The 18,732-nt window shown below is 76.2% G+C and carries 12 protein-coding genes; 7 read left to right on the forward strand and 5 right to left on the reverse strand.

The annotated features are described in order from the left end of the window. Positions 1-38 precede the first annotated feature (38 nt). From ACSMXW_RS16755 to ACSMXW_RS16770, 4 genes are read left to right on the forward strand one after another with little or no spacing between them, the layout of a single operon-like run. Entirely contained in the window at positions 39-2,735 is a 2,697-nt protein-coding gene (locus tag ACSMXW_RS16755) for a protein kinase domain-containing protein (protein WP_485807374.1), read from the forward strand. Continuing rightward, positions 2,732-4,543: a hypothetical protein gene (locus tag ACSMXW_RS16760; protein WP_485807376.1), complete on the forward strand. Its 1,812-nt coding sequence runs from the start codon at positions 2,732-2,734 to the stop codon at positions 4,541-4,543. Before ACSMXW_RS16755 ends, ACSMXW_RS16760 begins: the two co-directional genes overlap by 4 nt. Continuing rightward, positions 4,540-6,579, forward strand: coding sequence for an AAA family ATPase (locus ACSMXW_RS16765; protein WP_485807378.1), 2,040 nt, complete (start codon positions 4,540-4,542; stop codon positions 6,577-6,579). Before ACSMXW_RS16760 ends, ACSMXW_RS16765 begins: the two co-directional genes overlap by 4 nt. Then, positions 6,576-7,421, forward strand: coding sequence for an FHA domain-containing protein (locus ACSMXW_RS16770; RefSeq protein ID WP_485807380.1), 846 nt, complete (start codon positions 6,576-6,578; stop codon positions 7,419-7,421). Before ACSMXW_RS16765 ends, ACSMXW_RS16770 begins: the two co-directional genes overlap by 4 nt. On the opposite strand, the gene ACSMXW_RS16775 is transcribed toward ACSMXW_RS16770, so the two are convergent. The 4 genes from ACSMXW_RS16775 to ACSMXW_RS16790 form a co-directional block, all read right to left on the reverse strand. Next, positions 7,390-8,061 carry an RES family NAD+ phosphorylase gene (locus ACSMXW_RS16775; RefSeq protein ID WP_485807382.1) on the reverse strand — a complete coding sequence of 224 codons (672 nt, stop codon included), beginning with the start codon at positions 8,059-8,061 and terminating at the stop codon, positions 7,390-7,392. The genes ACSMXW_RS16770 and ACSMXW_RS16775 overlap by 32 nt on opposite strands. Continuing rightward, entirely contained in the window at positions 8,055-8,756 is a 702-nt protein-coding gene (locus ACSMXW_RS16780) for a hypothetical protein (RefSeq protein WP_485807384.1), read from the reverse strand. Before ACSMXW_RS16780 ends, ACSMXW_RS16775 begins: the two co-directional genes overlap by 7 nt. Beyond that, complete coding sequence (locus tag ACSMXW_RS16785; protein ID WP_485807386.1) at positions 8,753-13,405, reverse strand: CHAT domain-containing protein; 4,653 nt, start codon at positions 13,403-13,405, stop codon at positions 8,753-8,755. The genes ACSMXW_RS16780 and ACSMXW_RS16785 overlap by 4 nt, the downstream gene beginning before the upstream one ends. 501 nt (positions 13,406-13,906) lie before the next feature. Next, positions 13,907-15,007 (reverse strand): aldo/keto reductase, encoded by a 1,101-nt coding sequence (locus ACSMXW_RS16790; RefSeq protein WP_485808091.1) that lies wholly within the window; start codon positions 15,005-15,007, stop codon positions 13,907-13,909. 375 nt (positions 15,008-15,382) lie between these two features. Here ACSMXW_RS16790 and ACSMXW_RS16795 point away from each other — a divergent pair, with 375 nt between their 5' ends. The 3 genes from ACSMXW_RS16795 (at position 15,383) to ACSMXW_RS16805 (ending at position 18,261) form a co-directional block, all read left to right on the forward strand. Continuing rightward, a complete protein-coding gene (locus ACSMXW_RS16795; protein ID WP_485807388.1) occupies positions 15,383-15,967 on the forward strand; it encodes a TetR/AcrR family transcriptional regulator in 585 nt (194 codons plus the stop codon). Between the two features lie 367 nt (positions 15,968-16,334). Then, on the forward strand, positions 16,335-17,618 hold the full coding sequence (locus ACSMXW_RS16800; protein ID WP_485807389.1) for a PQQ-dependent sugar dehydrogenase: 1,284 nt from the start codon (positions 16,335-16,337) through the stop codon (positions 17,616-17,618). A 148-nt stretch (positions 17,619-17,766) separates the two neighbouring features. Further along, entirely contained in the window at positions 17,767-18,261 is a 495-nt protein-coding gene (locus ACSMXW_RS16805) for an NUDIX hydrolase (RefSeq protein ID WP_485807390.1), read from the forward strand. An 83-nt stretch (positions 18,262-18,344) separates the two neighbouring features. Here the strand turns inward: ACSMXW_RS16805 and ACSMXW_RS16810 are convergent, their stop codons facing one another. After that, on the reverse strand, positions 18,345-18,716 hold the full coding sequence (locus tag ACSMXW_RS16810) for a VOC family protein (protein ID WP_485807392.1): 372 nt from the start codon (positions 18,714-18,716) through the stop codon (positions 18,345-18,347). Positions 18,717-18,732: the final 16 nt, after the last annotated feature.

Genomic DNA, 18,732 nt, shown 5'->3' on the forward strand with positions numbered 1-18,732 from the left:
AACCGCTACGAGAAACCACGCCCGGAGGTGCCGGCGCCATGACCCACCCCACCGAGGACGAGCCGCCCTTCGCGCCCGGGACCGGGGCCGAGCCCACGGGCGCCCCGGCCGCCACCGCACCCGGGCGCCCGCCCGCGCCCCGGACCGAGTACGAACCCGCCGAACCGCCCGCCACCGCACCCGGGCACCCGCCCGCGCCCGAGACCACGTACGAGTCCGCCGCCGAGCCACCGCGCACCGCACCCGAGCCACCGCGCACCGCACCCGACACCGCGTACGAACCCGCCCCCGACCCCGACCCCGAACCGGAACCCGAACCAGCCTCCGCACCACCGGGCGGCACCGCCCCCCAAACCACCTACGAACCCGCCGCACCACCGGGCGCCGCACCACCGGGCGCCGCCCCACCGGGCGCCGCCCCAGGCCGGGTGCACGCCCCCGGCCGGGCCCCCGCGCCCGAGACCGCGTACGAGGAGCCGCCGGCCGCGGGCCCGCGGTCGCGCGGGGACACCCGGCAGCTGCCGGTCGCGCTGCGCGGCCGGTTCACCCTGCGGGCCGTGCTGCGCAGCCCCGACGTACCGCACCGGGCGGCCGTCTTCCGGGTGGCGGACGCCCACGGCCTGTACATCCTCAAGTGGTACGACCGCGCGCACGCCCCCGACCCCGCCGTGTGGCGGCTGCTGGCTAAACGCCCCCGCCCGCACCTGCCGCACCTGCTGGAGAGCTCTCCGTCCGGCGCGGACGGCCACCCCTACGACCTCGCCCCGTCCTACGGCGAGACGGACCTCGCGGCCTGGCTGCGCGCCAACCCGGGGCCGGTGGACCCGGCGTTCGTCACGTCCGTCGTCCGGCAACTGCACGACGCGCTCACGACCCTGCACGAGCTGGGCATCGTGCACCGGGACGTCAGCCCCGCGAACGTCATGCTGAGGTCGCTCGGCCCGGGCGAGCCGGAGGTCGTCCTCGTCGACATCGGCGTCTCCTCGTACGCGCCCGAGGAGCGGTGGACCACCTCCGCCGAACGCTGGGTGGGCACCGCCGCGTACATGTCGCCGCAGACGGCGACCCGCCACCAGCTGATCCATCCGCCCGCCGACTGGTGGGCGCTGGGCATGGTCGTCGCCGAGATGGCGGGCGGGCGGCACCCGGTGTACCCGACCACCGACCCGGACCACATCCGCGACGAGATCACCACCCGCGGTCCCAACCTCTCCCGTGTCACCGACGCCCGTCTCGGGCTGCTCTGCCAGGGCCTGCTGACCCGCGACTACGACCACCGCTGGAACACCGTCCAGGTGGCTCAGTGGCTGGCCGGCGGCTCCCCGCGGGTGGCGCCGCCGCAGCCGGGCGGGACGGCCGCGGGCGCGGCGGAGGAGGCGGGCCCCGACGTCGAGCCGCTCGTGTTCCTCCAGGAGCGGTACACCCGTCCCGGCCGGCTCGCGGGGGCCTTCGACGAGCACTGGCGCGCGGCCGAGCGGTGGCTCGCGAGCCGGTCCCGGCGGGCCTCGCTGGTCGAGTGGCTGCGGCAGTTCGAAGGGTCCGGGCTGCTGGACGACGGCGTGCTCGACACGGCCGCCCGGCTGCTCGCCAAGGCACCGGGGCCGGCCGGCCTGGTCCGCCTGATCACCTGCCTCGGCCCGGCCCGGCCGCCGTCCTACCAGGGGCTGCCGCTGGACCTGACGGGCCTGAACGAGCTCGTCGACAGCGCCTGGAACGACGACGAGGCCGCGCTGTCCGTCATCGAGGACCTGCGGCGGCACACCATCCTGCCGCTGCTGGCGGACCGCCCGGGCGGCGCCGACCTGGCCGGGGTGCAGCAGCGCTGGCTGACCGCCATGTCCACCTGGCGGCATCGGGTCGAGGGCGTGCTCGCGCACTCGGCGGTGCTGCGCGACGCCGGCCGGGAGGTGTGGGACACGCTCGGGCCCCCGGCGCGGCTCCACGTCGAGCTGCTGTGGCTGGCCGCGGCGCCCTCGGGGGCCCGCCGCAGGCTGGGCGAGCAGGCCGACGCGCAGCTCGGCGGCCCCGCGGGGACGGTGGGGTGGTACCGGCGCATGGTGGCCGACCGGGACGACCTGCTGTCGCTGCACCTGGCGCAGCGGCTGTCCGGGTTCGCCCGCCGGGAGGCCGAGGAGGCGCGGCGGCGGATCGACGAGGACCTCGGCCAGCTACGCGTCGCGCTCGCCCGCGACGGTGCCGCGGCCTGGCTGCGCCGGGAGGAGATGCCGCCCACCCTCGGCCGGGCGGCCGGCGGCGCGCTCGCGCTCATCGTGCCCTGGGTCTTCGTCATCGGGCTGAGCGACGTGATCGGCCGGCCCGGGCCGCAGGCGGTGCTGGTCGCCTGGATGCTCGCGGTGCCGGGGGCGGCGGCCGTGCTGGCCCTGGAGCTGTGGATCGCCTACCGCATCGGCAGCCCGGGCTACCACCCGGACCGGTCCCTGATGGGACTGGTCGTCGACCGGGCGCAGCGCCCGGCGCGGTTCATCCGCAGGCCCGGCGCCCGCTTCCCGGTCCGCGGGCTGCTGCTGCTCGTGCCGGGGCTCGTGCTGTGGCTGATGGTGGCGTACGCGCCGTGGGCCTGGCCCGCGGGCACGGTGGCGGGGCTCGCCTGGTGGACCTGGCACCGCGATCGGGCGTGGCGGCGCCACACGGCCCAGCTGCGCGGCAGGGCGCTCGCCGCCGGGGGACCGACGGCGGCCCGCGGGGCCCTGCCCGGGGCGGGTGAGCGGCGATGAGTTCCGGAATCGCGGTGCCCGAGATCGTGGACGTGCTGCCGGACATGGCGTTCCCGCCGCCGGAGGCGTTCGCCCCGCCGCCGGGCGCGGCCCAGCCGTTCGGTGTCCACGACGCCGTCCAGCAGCACGCCGGGGCGGCCCACGGGCTCGGCCTCCCGCACCACGCGCTGGACGGCCTCGGGGGCTCCGTGCCCCACCCGCTGACCGCCGCGCACGACCTCGCCGGGCACGTCCTCCAGGGGGCGCTGCACGAGGCGCACCAGCTCGTCGAGCCGGCCCTGATCGCGCTGGGCTCGCTGAGCGGCGCGCTGCTCGCCGGGCGGGCCGTGATGGCCGGCGCCCAGCTCCTGTCGGAGGCGGCGCTGCGCGCCGGGCGGCACCAGGAGGAGTTGCGCGCCCGGCAGCTCGACGCCCGCAGGTCTGCGGAGTGCTGGCGTGACGCGGCGTACGCGACCGCGCGCCTCAACGCCCGCATCACCGCGCTGCGCGCCCGCTCCGGGCCTGCCGCGGACGGCGGCCCCGGCGGGTGGGGCGGACCTGACGGCTCGGGCGGGCCCGGCGGGTCCGGCGGGCCCGGGATCCCGCCGCTCATCGACCCGGTGGGCCGGAGCCTCGCCGAGGTGTGGCGGCTGCTGGCGGACACCGACTGCCGGCTGCGGCGCGCCGAGGCGCACCACGCGCGCGCCGCGCTGGCCGTGCCGCGCGGCCCCGCGCCCGGCATGAGCAGCAGGACGGCCGGCTTCCACGAACGGCTGCGGGCCCGGCGCCGCCGCGAGCTGGCCGCGTACGAGGCGGCTCCCACCGAGGCGGCGGCCACGGCCGGCCGGACACGCGGCGAGGCCTCGCTGGCGTCGCTGGCCACCGCCGCGGCCGGGGACCTCACCGCCGAGGAGGTGCTGCGGCAGGGCGGCGACCTGCTGGCCGCGCTGCCGCCGGGGGCGCCCGGCGACGACTACCGGCTGCTGGAGGCGAAGGTGGCCGCGGCGGCCGAGGCGGCCGGCACCAACCGGGCCGCGGCCGCCCGGGCGCTGCGGGAGGCGCGGAAGTTCGCCGACGGGGTGGCGGAGGAGGTCCGCGAGCGCGAGACGGCCGCGGCCCAGCTCGCCTTCCTCGCCGCCCCGCCCGAGGGCGTACCGCTGCCCGACGCGGGCCCCGAGATCGCGGCGCTGAAGGCGTACCTGGAGCACCCGGGCCGGCGGCTCACCGAGGCCGACCGGGACGCGGTGCGGGACCGGATCCGCGAGCGCACCGCGCTCTTCGAGCGGCTCTACACGGCCCAGGCGCTCGACGCGGCGCTGCGGGCCGGCGCGGCCGTCGTCGCCGAGCACACGGCCGCCGACGGCACCCACGTCATCGACTGGCCGCCGCCCGGCTGGGACGACGACCACTGGCTGCGGATCACCCAGGACGGCTCGGGCACCGTGCGCGTCTCCACCCAGCACCGCCCGCGCACCCCCGCCGAGGACACCCCCGAGGCCCGGGACCTGGACCGGCGGCGGTGCGCCGAGGCCGCCGGCTACGCCGAGGACGTCCGCCGCCTCACCGGCCGGGCCGGGCTCGACCTGCCGTTCGTCTTCGAGGACCTGCCCGGGCAGCCGGCGGACCCGCCGGGGCCGCGGAGCGCGGACCGGCCCACCGCGGACCGCGCGGAGGCACCCGCCGACCCGTCCGCCGCCTGGCCCGCGGACCCGTCATGGCCCGCGGACCCGACCGCGGACCCCGGCCACCGTGCGGCCGACCACCGCAGGCGCGCCCGGGACGACCGCCCCGGGCCCCGCGCCCGCCGCCACGATCAGGAGCAGCGATGACCGAGACCGCCCCCGCCGCCCCGCCGCGCCGCAGGACGCGCACCGTCCCGGCCTTCGTCGAGGAGGTCACCGGCACCCTCAGCGTGCACGCGCAGTACGTGCTGCACGGCAACATCCGGGACCTGCACCTCGTCACCCAGCCCCCGCTCCCCGCCGACGGCGTGGACGCGCCGGGCCACGACGAGCACCACAGCCTGGTGACGGTGCTGTGGAACGCGCTGCGCGACGAGGGCTACGACGCGCTGATCCGCTGGGACATCGCCGCGGGCTTCACCGTCCAGACCGGCCGGGCCGCCGGCGAGGTGCGCGAACTGCTCGCCGCCCAGCGCCCGCTGCCCGCCCCGCGCGGCGAGCAGCCCTCGCCGCTGCCCGGCGCGGAACGCACCCTCCGGCTGATCACCTCCGGCTGGCGGCAGCCCCCGCAGGGCGCACCGGGCCCCGGCCGCGGCCACGACCGCACGCCGTACCGGCCCGACCCGCTCCGCCTGGTGCTGCTGATCGACTACGCCGCCCGGATCGCCACGGACGTCACCCGGCTCAGCGACACCGAACGGGACTTCTTCCTGAGCTGCCTGAAGCTCGCCGAGGAGGCGAGGCCGATCCGGGACCCGAGGAGCGGTCGGCGGCTCTTCAACCCGGTGATCTGGCTGGCCGACGGGGACCGCGACCTGCCCGCCTGGCTGGTGTCGGGCAGCGAGCGGGTGCGCACCGTCGGCCTCTCCCTGCCCGACCTCGGCCAGCGCCGCAGGATCGCCGCGCTGCTCGCCGAGGAGCACCGCGCGAGGACCGGGGCCGGCGACCCGCTCGGCAAGGAGCCCGCGCCCGCCCCCGCCGACGTCGAGGACTTCGCACAGGCCGCCGCCGGGCTGACGCTGCGCGGCATGCGGGAGAGCGCCCGGATGGCCCTGGACCGCGGGCTGCCGTTCGCCAGGATGCGCGACGCGGTGCGCGTCTACCAGCTCGGTGTGGAGGACAACCCCTGGCAGCGCGAGTTCGTGCGCGCCCAGATCAGGGACGGCGAGGAGTACGTCCGCCGCCGGGTGAAGGGCCAGGAGAAGGCGGTCGGCAAGACCCTGGACATCCTCAAGCGCGCCGCGCTCGGCCTGTCCGGCGCGCAGGCCGCCCACCCCGGCAGCCGGCCCCGCGGTGTGCTGTTCTTCGCGGGGCCGACCGGCACCGGCAAGACGGAGCTGGCCAAGTCCGTGGCGAAGGTGCTGTTCGGCAGCGAGGACGCCTGCCTGCGCTTCGACATGAGCGAGTTCTCCGCGCCGCACGCGGTGGACCGGCTGGTCGGCGCGCCGCCCGGCTACGTCGGCTACGAGGCGGGCGGCGAGCTGACGAAGGCAGTGCGCAACGACCCGTTCCGGGTGGTGCTCTTCGACGAGATCGACAAGGCGCACAAGGGGGTGCTGGACAAGTTCCTCCAGGTCCTGGAGGACGGCCGGCTCACCGACGGGCAGGGCGTCACCACGTACTTCAGCGAGTGCGTGCTGATCTTCACCTCGAACAAGGGCGTGCTGCAGAAGCCCGGCGACGGCACCGGGCCGAGCGTGCAGGTGGCACGGCCCGGCATGCCCTACCACCAGGTCGAGCGGATCATCCTGGACAACATCCGCGAGTTCTTCGTCTCCGACATCGAACGGCCCGAACTGCTGAACCGGCTCGGCGGCAACATCGTCGTCTTCGACTACATCGGCCCCGAGGTCGCCGCCGGCATCTTCGACTCCCAGGTCGACAACATCAGGCGCACCCTGGCACAGGGTCAGGGCGTCCACCTGCGGCTGTCCGACGCGGCCCGCAAGGTGCTGTGCGAGCAGTGCACCCGCGACCCGTACCAGGGCGGGCGCGGCATCGGCATGGCCCTGGAGACCCATCTGATCAACCCCCTCGCCCGCCGCCTCTTCGACCTCGACGAGCCGGCCGGCAGCACGGTCACGGTCGCCGCGGCCCACGTGGACGAGGCGGACTCCGTCGAACTCGACCTCCGGATCACGACGGCACCGGGCGGGCCGGGGAGGAGGGCGACCGGCGCATGAGCACGGAGCCGTACTGGACGGGCGGGGACGACGACTACGAGGACGACCCCCCGAGCCCCGGCGGGGACACGGGCAACCGGGGGCACTCCCCCCACCCTCCGGACAGCGAGGAAGCAACCGACCACGCCGAAACCGGTACCACACCACCGACACCAGCCACCGAAAGGGGCGCGGGGAACTGGGGGCACCTCCCACGCCCTTCAGGCAGTGGGGGAGCGACCGACCACGACGAAACCGGCAGCCCGCCACCGGCACAGCGGGGCAGTCACAGCCCCCAGGAGGCCACCGGCGGACCCACCGGGCAAACCGCCGACAGGCGGGCCCCGGCGGCCGGGGAGGCCGGAACCACCCCGGCCGGTGAGGCCGGCGAGGCCGGGGCACCGGCCTCCCTCTGCTGGCACTGCCGCGCCGAGCTCCCCGAAGCCACAGCCGACTGCCCCTTCTGCGACCACCCCCAGACGCACCTGGTGCTGACATCCACCACACCGAGGCTGGAGTTACGGGTGGGCGCGGACGCGCACCTCCGCATCGGCCGCGACCCCGGCTGGGCCCCCCAGACCGCCACGCTCCTTGCGGACCTGCGCGCGGTCTCCCGCCGCCATGTCCTCGTGGGCATCGAGGCGGACGGCACCGGCTGGGCCGAGGAACCGCTCACCGGCACGAGGAACCACACCTACGTGAGCGGCGCCCGCCTGACCCCGGGCGTGCGGGCCGAACTGCGCGACGGCGACGAGCTGCGCCTCGGCCTGCACACCCTCAGTTTCTGCGTACGGCTGCGCGGCCCCGGCACGGGCGGCGCCGCGCAGCCGGTCACGGAGCGTCCCAGCCGCTCGGCACGATGACCGCCCGGAGCGGGGCGAGCAGCCGGTTGGCCTCGGCGAGTCCGTCGGACGTGCCGAGGTCGTGCGCGCTGCCGACGACGGGCGCCACGGGGTCGCCGCCGCACCGGTCCCCGAAGAGCACCAGTGCCAGCCGCGGCCGGTGCCTGCGGGAGAGCCACACGAGCCCCTCGGCGCCGGGCGCGTGCCGCCGTATCTCCGAGGCCCAGAACCGGGTCTGCGCGTAGGCGAGCCCCTCCGCCTCCAGCAGCCAGCCCGTCTGGAAGACCCGCGCCAGGTCCTCCTCGGTCACCAGGCTCACCAGCTTCAGCTCCCGCGTGGTGCGCACCTCGCTCAGGGTGTACCGCCTGGCCTGCGCGAGCGGCACCCGGCGCGCCCCGTCCGGCGGGGTGAACTCCAGCGACCGGAGGAAGACCTCGGCGAGCGCGGTGGTCGGCTCCACCGCCGCGTACAGATACGGGTACGGGTCCGCGGTGGTGCCGTCGAAGCGGCTGCCGCCGAACTGGGCGTGCGCCATCCTGTCGTTGAACGCGGTGGCGGCGAACTTCGAGTCGTGGCAGCGCCACAGCGTGGTGCCGGCCGGCAGCTCCCGCACCGCCGGGTGCATGCGGACGCCCTCCGGCAGCGGTCCCTGGGCTACCATGCCGCGTCCTCCACCAGCGCACGGGCCGCGTCGACCAGCAGGTCGTCGGGCACCTGTCCGAGCAGCGCGGCGGGCGCCCCGGCGAGCCACCGGTTGCCGCCCAGCCACCAGTCGGCGACGCCCCACGGGTCCTCGTCGGCCAGCAGCAGCCGGTTGATCCGCTGGACGACCGGCCGCGGCTCTCCGGTGTCGGGGTCGAACTGGAAGTCCGGATACCGGTGTCCGCCGCCCGGGTCCGTGAGCCGGATCAGGCCGGCGCTCAGCGGGTCCTGGGCGGTGTCCGCGGTGAGCCGGTCGGCGCCGCGGGCCGGTGCCGCGAGCAGCCGGCGCCGCACCGCGCGGGCCAGCTCGGCGCTCTCGGGCGGCAGGGCGGGCCAGTCGACGGTCTCCAGCAGCGACCGCACCTCGGCCAGCGCGGCCGGGTCGGGCCGCAGGTCCGCGGGCGGCGCCTCCACGGGCGCGGCGGAGCGCACCTCCTGACTGAGGCGCTCGCGCAGCGGGTCGCCCGCGGGCAGGTTGATCAGCAGCATCCTGCCGATGTCCCGGATCGCCCTGCGCAGCGCGGGCCCGTCGTCCCCCGCGGCACCCAGCGCGCCGACGAGGTCGGTGAGCGCGGCGAGCTGCTCGGCGGTGAAGGCCGCGCGGATCGCGGGGAGGTGCCGGCGCAGCAGCGCCAGCAGGTCATCGGTGGTCACGATCGGCTCCTCGGCGACGGGGTCCGGCGGCGGCCGGCGACGGGGCTGGTCGGCCGCTCTTTCGGCGACTCGGCTCGGTGGCCGTCCGGCGACTGCGTTGACCGGCCGCTTCCCGGCGACCCGGCTCGGCGGCCGTCCGGCGACTGCGCTGACCGGCCGCTTCCCGGCGACCCGGCTCGGCGGCCGTCCGGCGACTGCGCTGACCGGCCGCTTCCCGGCGACCCGGCTCGGCGGCCGTCCGGCGACTGCGCTGACCGGCCGTTTCCCGGCGACCGGGGGCGGGGGTTGCCCTGGTGGATGAAGCCCGCCCAGGCGGGCAGCGCGGCCAGGGTGTCCGCGTGGTCCGCCACCAGGGCGAGCAGGTCGCCGGAGAGCCCCGGCACGGGCTCGCGGCCCGGGTCGAGCATCCACAGCTGGGCGGCGCGCAGCGCGTCGGGCGGGGCGAGGCCGGTGACGGTCAGGTGGTGGTGGAGGACGACCATCATCGGCGCGGACGCCAGGTCCGGTACCTGCCACCGGGTGCCGACGGCGTCGGCGGCGCCGCGGGCCAGGAACGCGGTGGTGGGGGTCAGCGCCTCGTCGTGGTCGCGGTTGCTGAGGTCCGTCTCGCAGGCGCTGAGCACCACCAACGGGCCCGGCTCGCCCGGCCGGTCGTCCGCTTCCGTGCCGAGCACACGGGTGACCGTCAGCAACGCGTCGCCGGGCGTCCGCGCGTCCGGGGGCGGCGCCAGGTGCACGGCCGAGGCGGTCGGCAGGGGCGCGGCGGTGCCGTGCGCCACCAGGTGCAGCACGGAGGCGGGCGGACCGTCTCCGCCCGGCAGGTGCGCGAGGACGTCCCCGGGGGTGCCGGTGATGTCCGTCAGCGTCCGGTGGCAGCCGTAGAGCACGGCGTGCGGGTAGTACCGGGCCAGGGCGTCCACCTCGTCCTCGGCGAGGAGGAGGCTGCCCTGCGGGTCCGCGACGAGTACGGCGAGGTCACCGGCCGGCATGCGCTGCCGTGCGGTGGCGCGCAGGAACTCGCCGCCGGATGCGGCGTAGGAGATCACGGCTTGTTCGCAGGCGTAGCGGTGGGCGTGCGGCGCGCTGGGGAGACCGCCCCTCTGTTCTGGTTGTCCCGGTTGTTCCGGAGGCGACGTGGCGGTCCCGTCCGGGCCGGTCGCTCCCCCACCGCCTGAAGGGCGTGGGAGGTGCCCCCGGTGGGCGGACGTCCCCCCGTGTCCCCTCGCGTCTCGCCGGCGGGTGTGATCCGGCTCGGCCGGGGCCGGCAGGCGGGCGGCGTGCCACGGGACCGCGCCCAGGTTTCCGCAGGGTACGAGGACGAGACGGGGTGGGGCGCCGGTGGGCGGGAGGGCCGCCAGGACGGGGGCCAGGACCGCGGGGCCGGCCCAGTCGCAGAGGTCTTCCAGGGCGTCGCGCCAGTCCCGCTGGGCGCGGTCCGCCGCGTCCTGGTCGGCCCCGGGGCCGCCGGTGGCGGATCGGACGGCGGCGGCGTCCAGGTAGCGCTCCAGGGGTGCCCGGCCGCCGGGGGCCAGGCCCGGCAGGGACAGCCGGTGCGGCTCCCCGGCGGCCGGCACCAGCAGGGCCATGCCGTCCGCCGCGTCGCGATCCTCACCCGGCACGAGGTAGATCAGCGCGTCGGCGCCCGCCGCGGTGAGGCCGGCGCGCAGGTCGGTGATGCCGCTGGTGGCGAGCAGGTCCCGCAGCGGTTCCGCCGTGCCCGGGGTGCCGCGCAGCGCCGCCAGGGCGCGGCGGCGCAGCGTGCTGGGAATGGTGACGCCGCCGTCGAGGGACCGCCGCACCAGCGCCTCGGCCTCCTGCGCCCGCTCCGCGGCGCGCCCGCCGGGCACCCCGGCGGACGGCACCGGCGGCGGCACCGCCGCGCGCCACTGCTCGGCCAGGTCCGTATGGCCGAGGTCGGCCAGTTGCTGGGGCACCCCGGCGGCCGCGGCGGCGGACCGCAGCACCAGGGTGCGGCCGGCCTCCAGCAGTTCCACGGCGGCGTCGAGGCGGCCGTCCGCGACGGCCCAGGACGCGGCGAGCACCCCCCGGCTCGCACCGGTCCGCGCGACTTCGAGGCCGTGCTCGGGGCCGAGTTGCAGCAGCACGTCCTCGGCGAGCAGGTCCAGCGACCGACGGGCGGCGGCCACCGCGGCGGCCAGGTCACCGCGGGCCGGGTCGCCGCGCTTGTGCCGGAGCACGGCCAGCTCCCACAGGATCGTCTGGACGGTGTCCGTGGTGTTGGCGTCGGTGAACTCGTCCCTGGCCTGCTCCAGTTCGGCGACCGCGGCGTCCAGCGTGGCCGGATCGCGGTCGCCGGTGTGCAGCACTTCGAGGGCGATGGCGATCGCCTGCCGGGTCCGCACCCGCTGGTCCGCGGTGGACACGGGGGCGTCCAGCGAGGCGCGCGCCCGCTCGACGGCCGCGGACAGCCGCTCGGCGTCCGGCTCGAACATCGACTGCATGGCCAGCAGCGGTACCCGGACGGTCTCCAGCATCCGCCCCGCGAAGGGCAGCACGGACGGCAGCCGTTCGGCCTCTTCCAGGAGGTCGACGGTCGACCGCAGCAGCTCCTGGTCGCCCGTCATCGTCAGCAGGGCCAGCTGGGCCACGGCGAGCAGCAGGAGCACCATGAAGAAGAAGTCGAGCTGGTCGTCCTCCCGGGCCCGGAGGGTGCCCAGCTCCTCGATCAGCTCGCGCAGCCGCGCGGTGTCCCTGTTCCTGCGGGCCTCGTCGATGTGCAGGTGGATCCGGAGGCAGCGGTTGGCCAGCCGCAGCCCGTCGGAGCCCGGGCCATGGGCGAACGGGGAGTCGAACACCCCGGAGTCGGCGGCGAAGATCCGGTCCAGCCGGTCTCGGGCGGCGTCCCGGTCGAGCCGGCTGCCGCCGATGGCGGTGGCCGCGGTGAGCAGGCCGGGCCCCAGCATGCCGGCCAGCCAGCCGTCCCGGCCGCTGCCGTCCCTGGCCGCCGCGGCGTCCAGCAGGCCCGCCGCCGCGGCCAGCCCCTCGGGGTCGCCGGCCCGTACGCTCAGCGCCATCCGCCCCACCCCGGCGGGCAGCTCCAGTTCCTCCCCGGACCGGCCCGCGGACATCGACCGCAGCAGCGTCTGAAGTTCCTCGGGGCGGACGGTGCCGGGGCTCGCCAGCTCCAGCATCAGGATGGCTGCGGCGCTCAGGGCCTCCTCCGGGAGGTCCCGGGGGACGGGCGGTCCGTGAACGACGGTCCCGTGCGCCGGCCCGGCCCCGTCGGGGGCGTCGTGCTCCGCGGGTGCCCCTTCCACGCCCTCCTTCCCCGGAGCTCCGGCCGCCTCGGCTGCCCGGGTTGTCCCGGTTGCCCCGGCTGCCTCGTCTGCCCTTGCCGCCCCGGCCGCCCCGGCCGCCCCGTCAGCTGGGGCGGAGTGGGCATCCCGCGCCGCGGGGGCGGACTGCCCGCCGGACGCCGGTCCTTCGGCGGACACGTGCCGTCCGGTGGGTGCGGGCTCTTCGGCTGAGGCAGGCCGTTCGGTGGAGCCGGGCTCTCCGACGGAGGCGGGACCGACGGCGGAGGCGGGCTCTCCGGTGGGCCGCGGCGGCGCCGGGACCGTGGCCCCGGGCGCGTGGAAGCGGGCGAACTCCATCATCATCCGGACGCCGGCCTGGAGCAGCCCGGACGGGAGCCCGGGAGGCAGGGCGTCCGCCGGGAGCAGGTCGAGCAGGGGCCCGACGTCACCGGTGGTCATGGCGCGCGGCAGCAGGTCCAGGGCCGCGCCGAAGTTCCGTACGGACGTCGCGATCTCGTCGGGCGCACCCGGCGTCAGTTCGTCGAGCAGCGTGCGCAGTTCGGCGAGGTCCGCCACGAGCGACGAGTCCCCGGCCGCCACCCTCCGGCCCACCTCGCTGATCTCCCCGAGCTGCGCCAGGCTCCCCTCCCAGCGCCCCAGTATCAGCGGCCGCACCAGCACCGCGGCCAGCAGCGCGGTGACCCGCCGGTGCTCCCGCGCGTCGAGCAGGCCACCGCCCCGGGCCGCCCGCAGCAGCGTCCGCGCACGCGTCCGGTCGGCGTCCTGGCTCTGCGCCAGGTACCGGTCGGCGTACAGCTCCCCGAGCCGGGCGCGCACCGCGGCGAGCGGTACGGCGAGCGTGCCCGCCTCGGCGTGCGGTGGGGCGGGTGTCCCCGGGCGGGGCGAGGCGGGTGTCCCGGCGGGCGGGGCGACGGATGTCCCGGCGGTCGGGGCGACGGAGGTCCCGGCAGGCGGGGCGACGGAGGTCCCGGCAGGCGGGGCGACGGAGGTCCCGGCAGGCGGGGCGGCGGGTGTCCCGGCGGTCGGGGACTCCGCGGGCGTCGCGGCGAGCGGGGACTCCGCGGGCGTCGCCTCTTCGCCCGACGACTCCGCGCGCGGCACGGTGCGGGAGCCCCCGCTGCCGTCGGACGGCACGGTGCCGGAGCCCCCGGCACCGTCGGGGTCGCCCATGGCACCGTCGGCGTCGCCCACGGCCGCGCACAGTTCCGCCTCCAGCGCGGCGAGTTCGTCCATCGCGCGCCGAACGGCACCGGGGTCGGCCGGTGTCGAGCCCGGCCGGTCCTCCATCTTCGCCCTGGAGACCAGCGGACCGCTCGCCGCGACGGCACGCACGGCCCGGTCCCGCAGGGCCTCGTTTCCACCGGAGCCCATCGGGCGTCCCCCTTTCCGTACGTGCCCGGGGCTCACCCCCCTGGAGCCCCGGGCGCCGTCCGGCACACGTCCGTACGCACCGCGATCCCGTACCCGTGCGGTCCCCACGCCCTGTGCCGTGCCCCTCCATCATCCGGCGAAGGGGCCGCCCGCCGGCCCGTTACGCACCATTCCGCCGAAACCCGACCGGCACCCGACCGGCACCCGACCGAATGCCGCCCCGCCGAGCGTCCCTCGGTGGTCCCGCCGGGGCACGGCCCAAGAAGAAGGGAGCCCCGGGCTCCCGCAGAGGCCGGGACACCCCGGCTCGGGCAAGGGACGCGAGGAACTGGAGGCACCTCCGGGGATACCGCCCACGCCTTCAAGGCAGAGGAGGAACCCGTCAGACAGTGGCGGGCGACCAGCCGAGACGACGCCCGCACACCGCCACCGGCCCCAAGGAGCACCCGGTACCGCACCCGGCCGGGGTCCCACGCCGCACCCTGCGGCAACTACTGAGGCCTACCGGGTGGGGGTGGCCCCCGCGGCCGACGCCGAAGGGGGCCACCCCGCCGGGCCCCCGGTCAGCTCCGCCAGGAGCGGATTCAGCCGTGCGAATCCCTCCTGCCGCTGGTAGGGGAAGTACGGATACGGCGCCGGCTTGCCGCTCGCCGCGTCGAGCAGGGCCAGGTGCTCGGGATCGAGGGTCCAGCCCAGTGCGCCGAGGTTCTCGCGGAGCTGGGCCTCGTCACGGGCACCGATGATCACGGACGACACGGTGGGCCGCCGCAGCAGCCAGTTGATGGCGATCTGGGGGAGCGTCCTGCCGGTGTCCGCGGCAACGGCGTCGAGCGCGTCGACCACCCGGAAGAGCACGTCGTCCGGCACCGGCGGGCCGTAGTCCGCGGTGCTGTGCAGCCGGCTCCTGGCGGGAAGCGGCTGCCCGCGGCGTACCTTGCCGGTGAGCCGGCCCCACCCCAGCGGGCTCCAGACGACGGCGCCCACGCCCTGGTCGAGACCGAGCGGCAACAGCTCCCACTCGTAGTCCCGGCCGACCAGCGAGTAGTAGACCTGGTGCGCCGCATATCGCGGGTAGCCGTACCGTCCGGCGACGGCGAGCGACTTCATCAGCTGCCAGCCGGAGAAGTTGGAGACCCCCGCGTAACGGATCTTCCCCGCCCGCACCAGCTGGTCCAGCGTCTCCAGCACCTCCTCGACGGGTGTGGCGGCGTCGAAGGCGTGCAGGTGGAACAGGTCGATCCAGTCGGTGTCCAGCCGGCGCAGCGCGGCGTCGACCGCCCCGATCAGCCGGGCCCGTGACGTACCGGCGTGCCACGGCCCGTCGCCCGTCGGCAGTCCCGCCTTCGTGGCGAGCAGCACCCGGTCGCGGCGGCCCTTGACGGCCTGTCCGAGCACGCACTCCGACGCGCCGTCCGAGTACACGTCCGCGGTGTCGAACATCGTGACGCCCGCCGCCAGGCAGACGTCCACGAGCCGCCGCGCCCCCGCCGCGTCCGTGCTCCCCCAGGCGCCGAAGAGCGGTCCACGTCCGCCGAAGGTGCCCGCGCCGAAGCTCAGCGCGGGCACGTCGAGCCCGGACGCGCCCAGCCGCCGGTACTCCATCCCACCCGCCCCCGCCCCGATGCGCCGTCCGTCCATGCGCTTTCCGTCCCCTCATCCTTAACGGTTCCATAGTCCCGTTAACGTTTTGCCCTACCCTAACACCGGCACCCGCACTACTGGAACTGGAGACCCGTTATGACGCGTGAGCGCGGCGTGGGAGGCGTGGCCGCGGGGGACGTGGCCGCAGGGAACCCGGGCGCAGGGGACGCAGGCGTGGAAGGCGCCGGCGCGGGGGACGCAGGCGTGGAAGGCGCCGGCGCGGGGGACGCAGGCGTTGAAGGCGCCGGCGCGGGGGACGCAGGCGTTGAAGGCGCCGGCGCGGGGGACGCAGGCGTTGAAGGGGCCGGCGTCCGTACGAGCGGTGGCCCGGGGACCGTGCGGCCCGGCGGGCGGACGGCCCGGGTGCGGGCCGCCGTACTGCGTGCGGCCGGCGACGCGCTGGCGGGGCACGGTCTGGCCCGGCTCGACCTCGCGGACGTGGCGCGGCGCGCGGAGGTCGGCAAGACGACGGTGTACCGGCGCTGGGGCAGCGTCCCGGGCCTGGTCGCGGACCTGCTGAGGGAGATGGCCGAGGAGTCGCTGCCGCGCACCGAGACGGGCTCGCTGCTGGGCGACCTGACGGCCAACGCCGAGTTGGTGGTGCGCACCCTCACCGACCCGAGGCAGGGCCCCCTCTTCAAGGCGATCATCGCCGCCGCGACCGACGACCCCCGCACGGCCCGGGAGTTGTACCGCTTCTACGAGACCCGGGTCGCGGAGTGGGCGCCCTGCGTCCGGCAGGCCGTCGACCGCGGCGAGGTCCCGGCCGGCACCGACCCCCACGAGGTGATCCGCGCCGTGTCCGCCCCGCTCTACTACCGTCTGCTGACCACCGGGGCCCCCCTGGACGCCACCGCGGCGGGACGCGCCGCACGGGCGGCGGATGCTGCGGCACGGGCGGGAGTCTTCGTCCAGGCCTGACGATCCGGACGGCCTTGACCGGCCCGCCGATCCCGACGACCCTGACCGGCCGACCCGACGACCCCCACGCCCCTGACCGGCCGGCCCGACGACCCCCACGCCCCTGACCGGCCCGACAACCCCCAAGGCCCCGTCCGCGCTCGACGGCGCGGTCGAGGTTCCCGACGGGCCCGACGCGTCCTGCGGGCGCTCCGCGCCGCGAGCCACACCTGCCAGGAGTTGCCCAAGAACCTTCTGTTGTCCGAACGGTCGGGCGGGTACCGTCGTTCCCCGCTCGGCCTGAGAAGTTCTCGTCGGCCTGAGAAGTTCTTGCGTTCCACTGCGCCACCGCCCATGAGGAAACCCCCACGCAACCTCTGGAGCATCCATGACGCAAAGCCGATGGACCAAGCAACGCCGATGGACCAAGCTGCTCGTTCTCGCCATCTCCGCGATGTTCTTCACGCCGCTGACGGCCGCCCAGGCCGGCGCCTCCGCGGCGTCCGCGGCGTCCGGCGCGTCCGACACCTCCGCCGCACCCGGGACTTCCGCCGCGTCCGGCACGTCGAGCGCGTCCGTTCCGCTGGACGACCTGACCGTGACCACCACCCAGCTGGCGCAGGGACTTCAGCGGCCCGTCGGGATCACCGCGCCGGACGACGGCACGGGACGCCTGTTCATCCTGGAGAAGGCGGGGGACGTCCGGGTCTACGACCCGGACAGCGGTCTCCTGCCCGACCCGCTGATCGACATCAGGGACAAGGTGGACGAGTCCGGCAACGAGCGCGGGCTGCTGGGCATCGTCCCGGCGCCCGACTTCGCGCAGAGCCAGGTGGTGTACCTGGCCTACACGGCCCGGCCGAACGGCGCCGACACCCTGGCCCGCTACTCCCTCGCCGACGACTCCCTGGAGGTGCTGCTCTCCCAGGACCACAGCGCGAACACCAACCACAACGCAGGACAGCTGGCGTTCGGCCCGGACGGCAACCTGTACTGGAGCATCGGGGACGGCGGCGGGGCCGACGACCCGCCGAACAACGCGCAGAACCTGAACACGCTGCTCGGCAAGATCCTGCGCATCGACGTCAGCAGGACCTGCGGCGACCTGCCGTACTGCGTGCCGGACGACAACCCGTTCGTCGGGGTCGCGAACGCCCGCCCGGAGATCTGGGTGTACGGGGTGCGCAACCCGTGGCGGTTCTCCTTCGACGACGACGGCTCACTGTGGATCGGTGACGTGGGCCAGGGCTCGCAGGAGGAGGTGGACCACCTGACGCCGGACCAGGGCGGCGCCAACCTGGGCTGGTCGTGCCGCGAGGGCACCGAGGCGCACCTGCCGGACCGGTGCGCCGACGGCACGGAGTTCACCGAGCCGGTCTTCACGTACCACACGTCGACGCAGGGCTGCTCGGTGATCGGCGGCTACGTCTACCACGGCGCCGAGTTCGGCGGCCTGGCGGACGGCACCTACCTCGCCAGCGACTACTGCACGTCCACGGCCTGGGCGATCCGCCAGAACGCGGACGGCACCTACACCACGGGCACGCTCGGCACCCTGCCGACCCAGGTGACCGCCTTCGGCGAGGGCGCCGACGGCGAGCTGTACCTGGTCAACGACCTCCCGGGCCAGCTCCACAAGATCACCTTCGAACAAACGTCAGCGTCCCACTGACCCCGCCGTCCCCGGCGCCCCGCCTTTGCGCGGGGCGCCGGGGACGGACCCGGTCCACCGGCTCGGCCCGCCGGGACGGAGCCACCTCGCGGGGACGCCCCCTACGCCGCCACGCGGGCCCAGGTCGACCAGGAATCGGGAGGCCCTCATGACCAGCCGCTACCGCAGCATCATCGACGTCCACGTGCTCCTGCGCAGAGCCGACGGCCGCATCCTGCTCATGGAACGTGCCAACACGGGTTATGCAGACGGTCAGCTCTGCCCACCCAGCGGACACCTGGAAGAGGGAGAATCGGTGATCGCCGGCGCGATCCGCGAAGCCGCCGAGGAGGTCGGTGTCGAGCTCAGCGAAGCCGACCTCGGCTTCGCCCACGTCGTCCACCACCGCAACGGCGACGAAGAGGCACGCATTGGCTTCTTCTTCCTCGCAGACAGCTGGCGGGGCCGGCCGGTCAACCGCGAGCCGCACAAATGCGCGCAGCTTCTGTGGGCGGATCCTGCGGCCCCACCCGTCAACACCGTCCCCTACACAGCCGCAGCCCTGGCGCGGATCGCCAAACGACAGCCTTTCGCCCTCGATGGCTGGGACCGCCCGCCGGCCGCTCTCAAGCGGCCAGCCGGCGGCGCACGGCGGGGCGCGTAGGAGCACGGCGGCAGGTGGGGGTGAGGAGCCGATGGCCGGCGTGGCCGGGAAACCTGGCGCGTCTCCGGGCCGGACGGGCCCGCTCACCCCAGGGCCGAGCGTGCCGCCGTGTCGAACTGGACGTACTCGATGGTGGCGCCGCCGGGGTGGCGCACGGTCAGGTTGCGGCCGGTGGGCACCTCGTTGGGGCCGTCCACGATCTCTCCGCCCTGCTGCTCCGTGATGTAAAGGACCTCCTGGATGGACTCGACGATCGTGGTGGCGTGCGTGCCGCGGTACGGCGCGAGGGCCTCCTTGGAACCCGCGAGGAGCAGGTAGCCCCCGACGGTCGCGAGGTCCAGGCCGCGATGGCCGAACCGCAGGCGTGGCTGCTCCCCGGTGAGGGCGACGAAGGTCGGCAAGGCCACGTCCAGGTCGTCGACGTAGACGCGGGCGAAGGTGGCGAGCACCGTCACAGGTCCATCCCCCAGA

It is taken from the genome of Streptomyces sp. DSM 116793 (genome assembly GCF_057320905.1).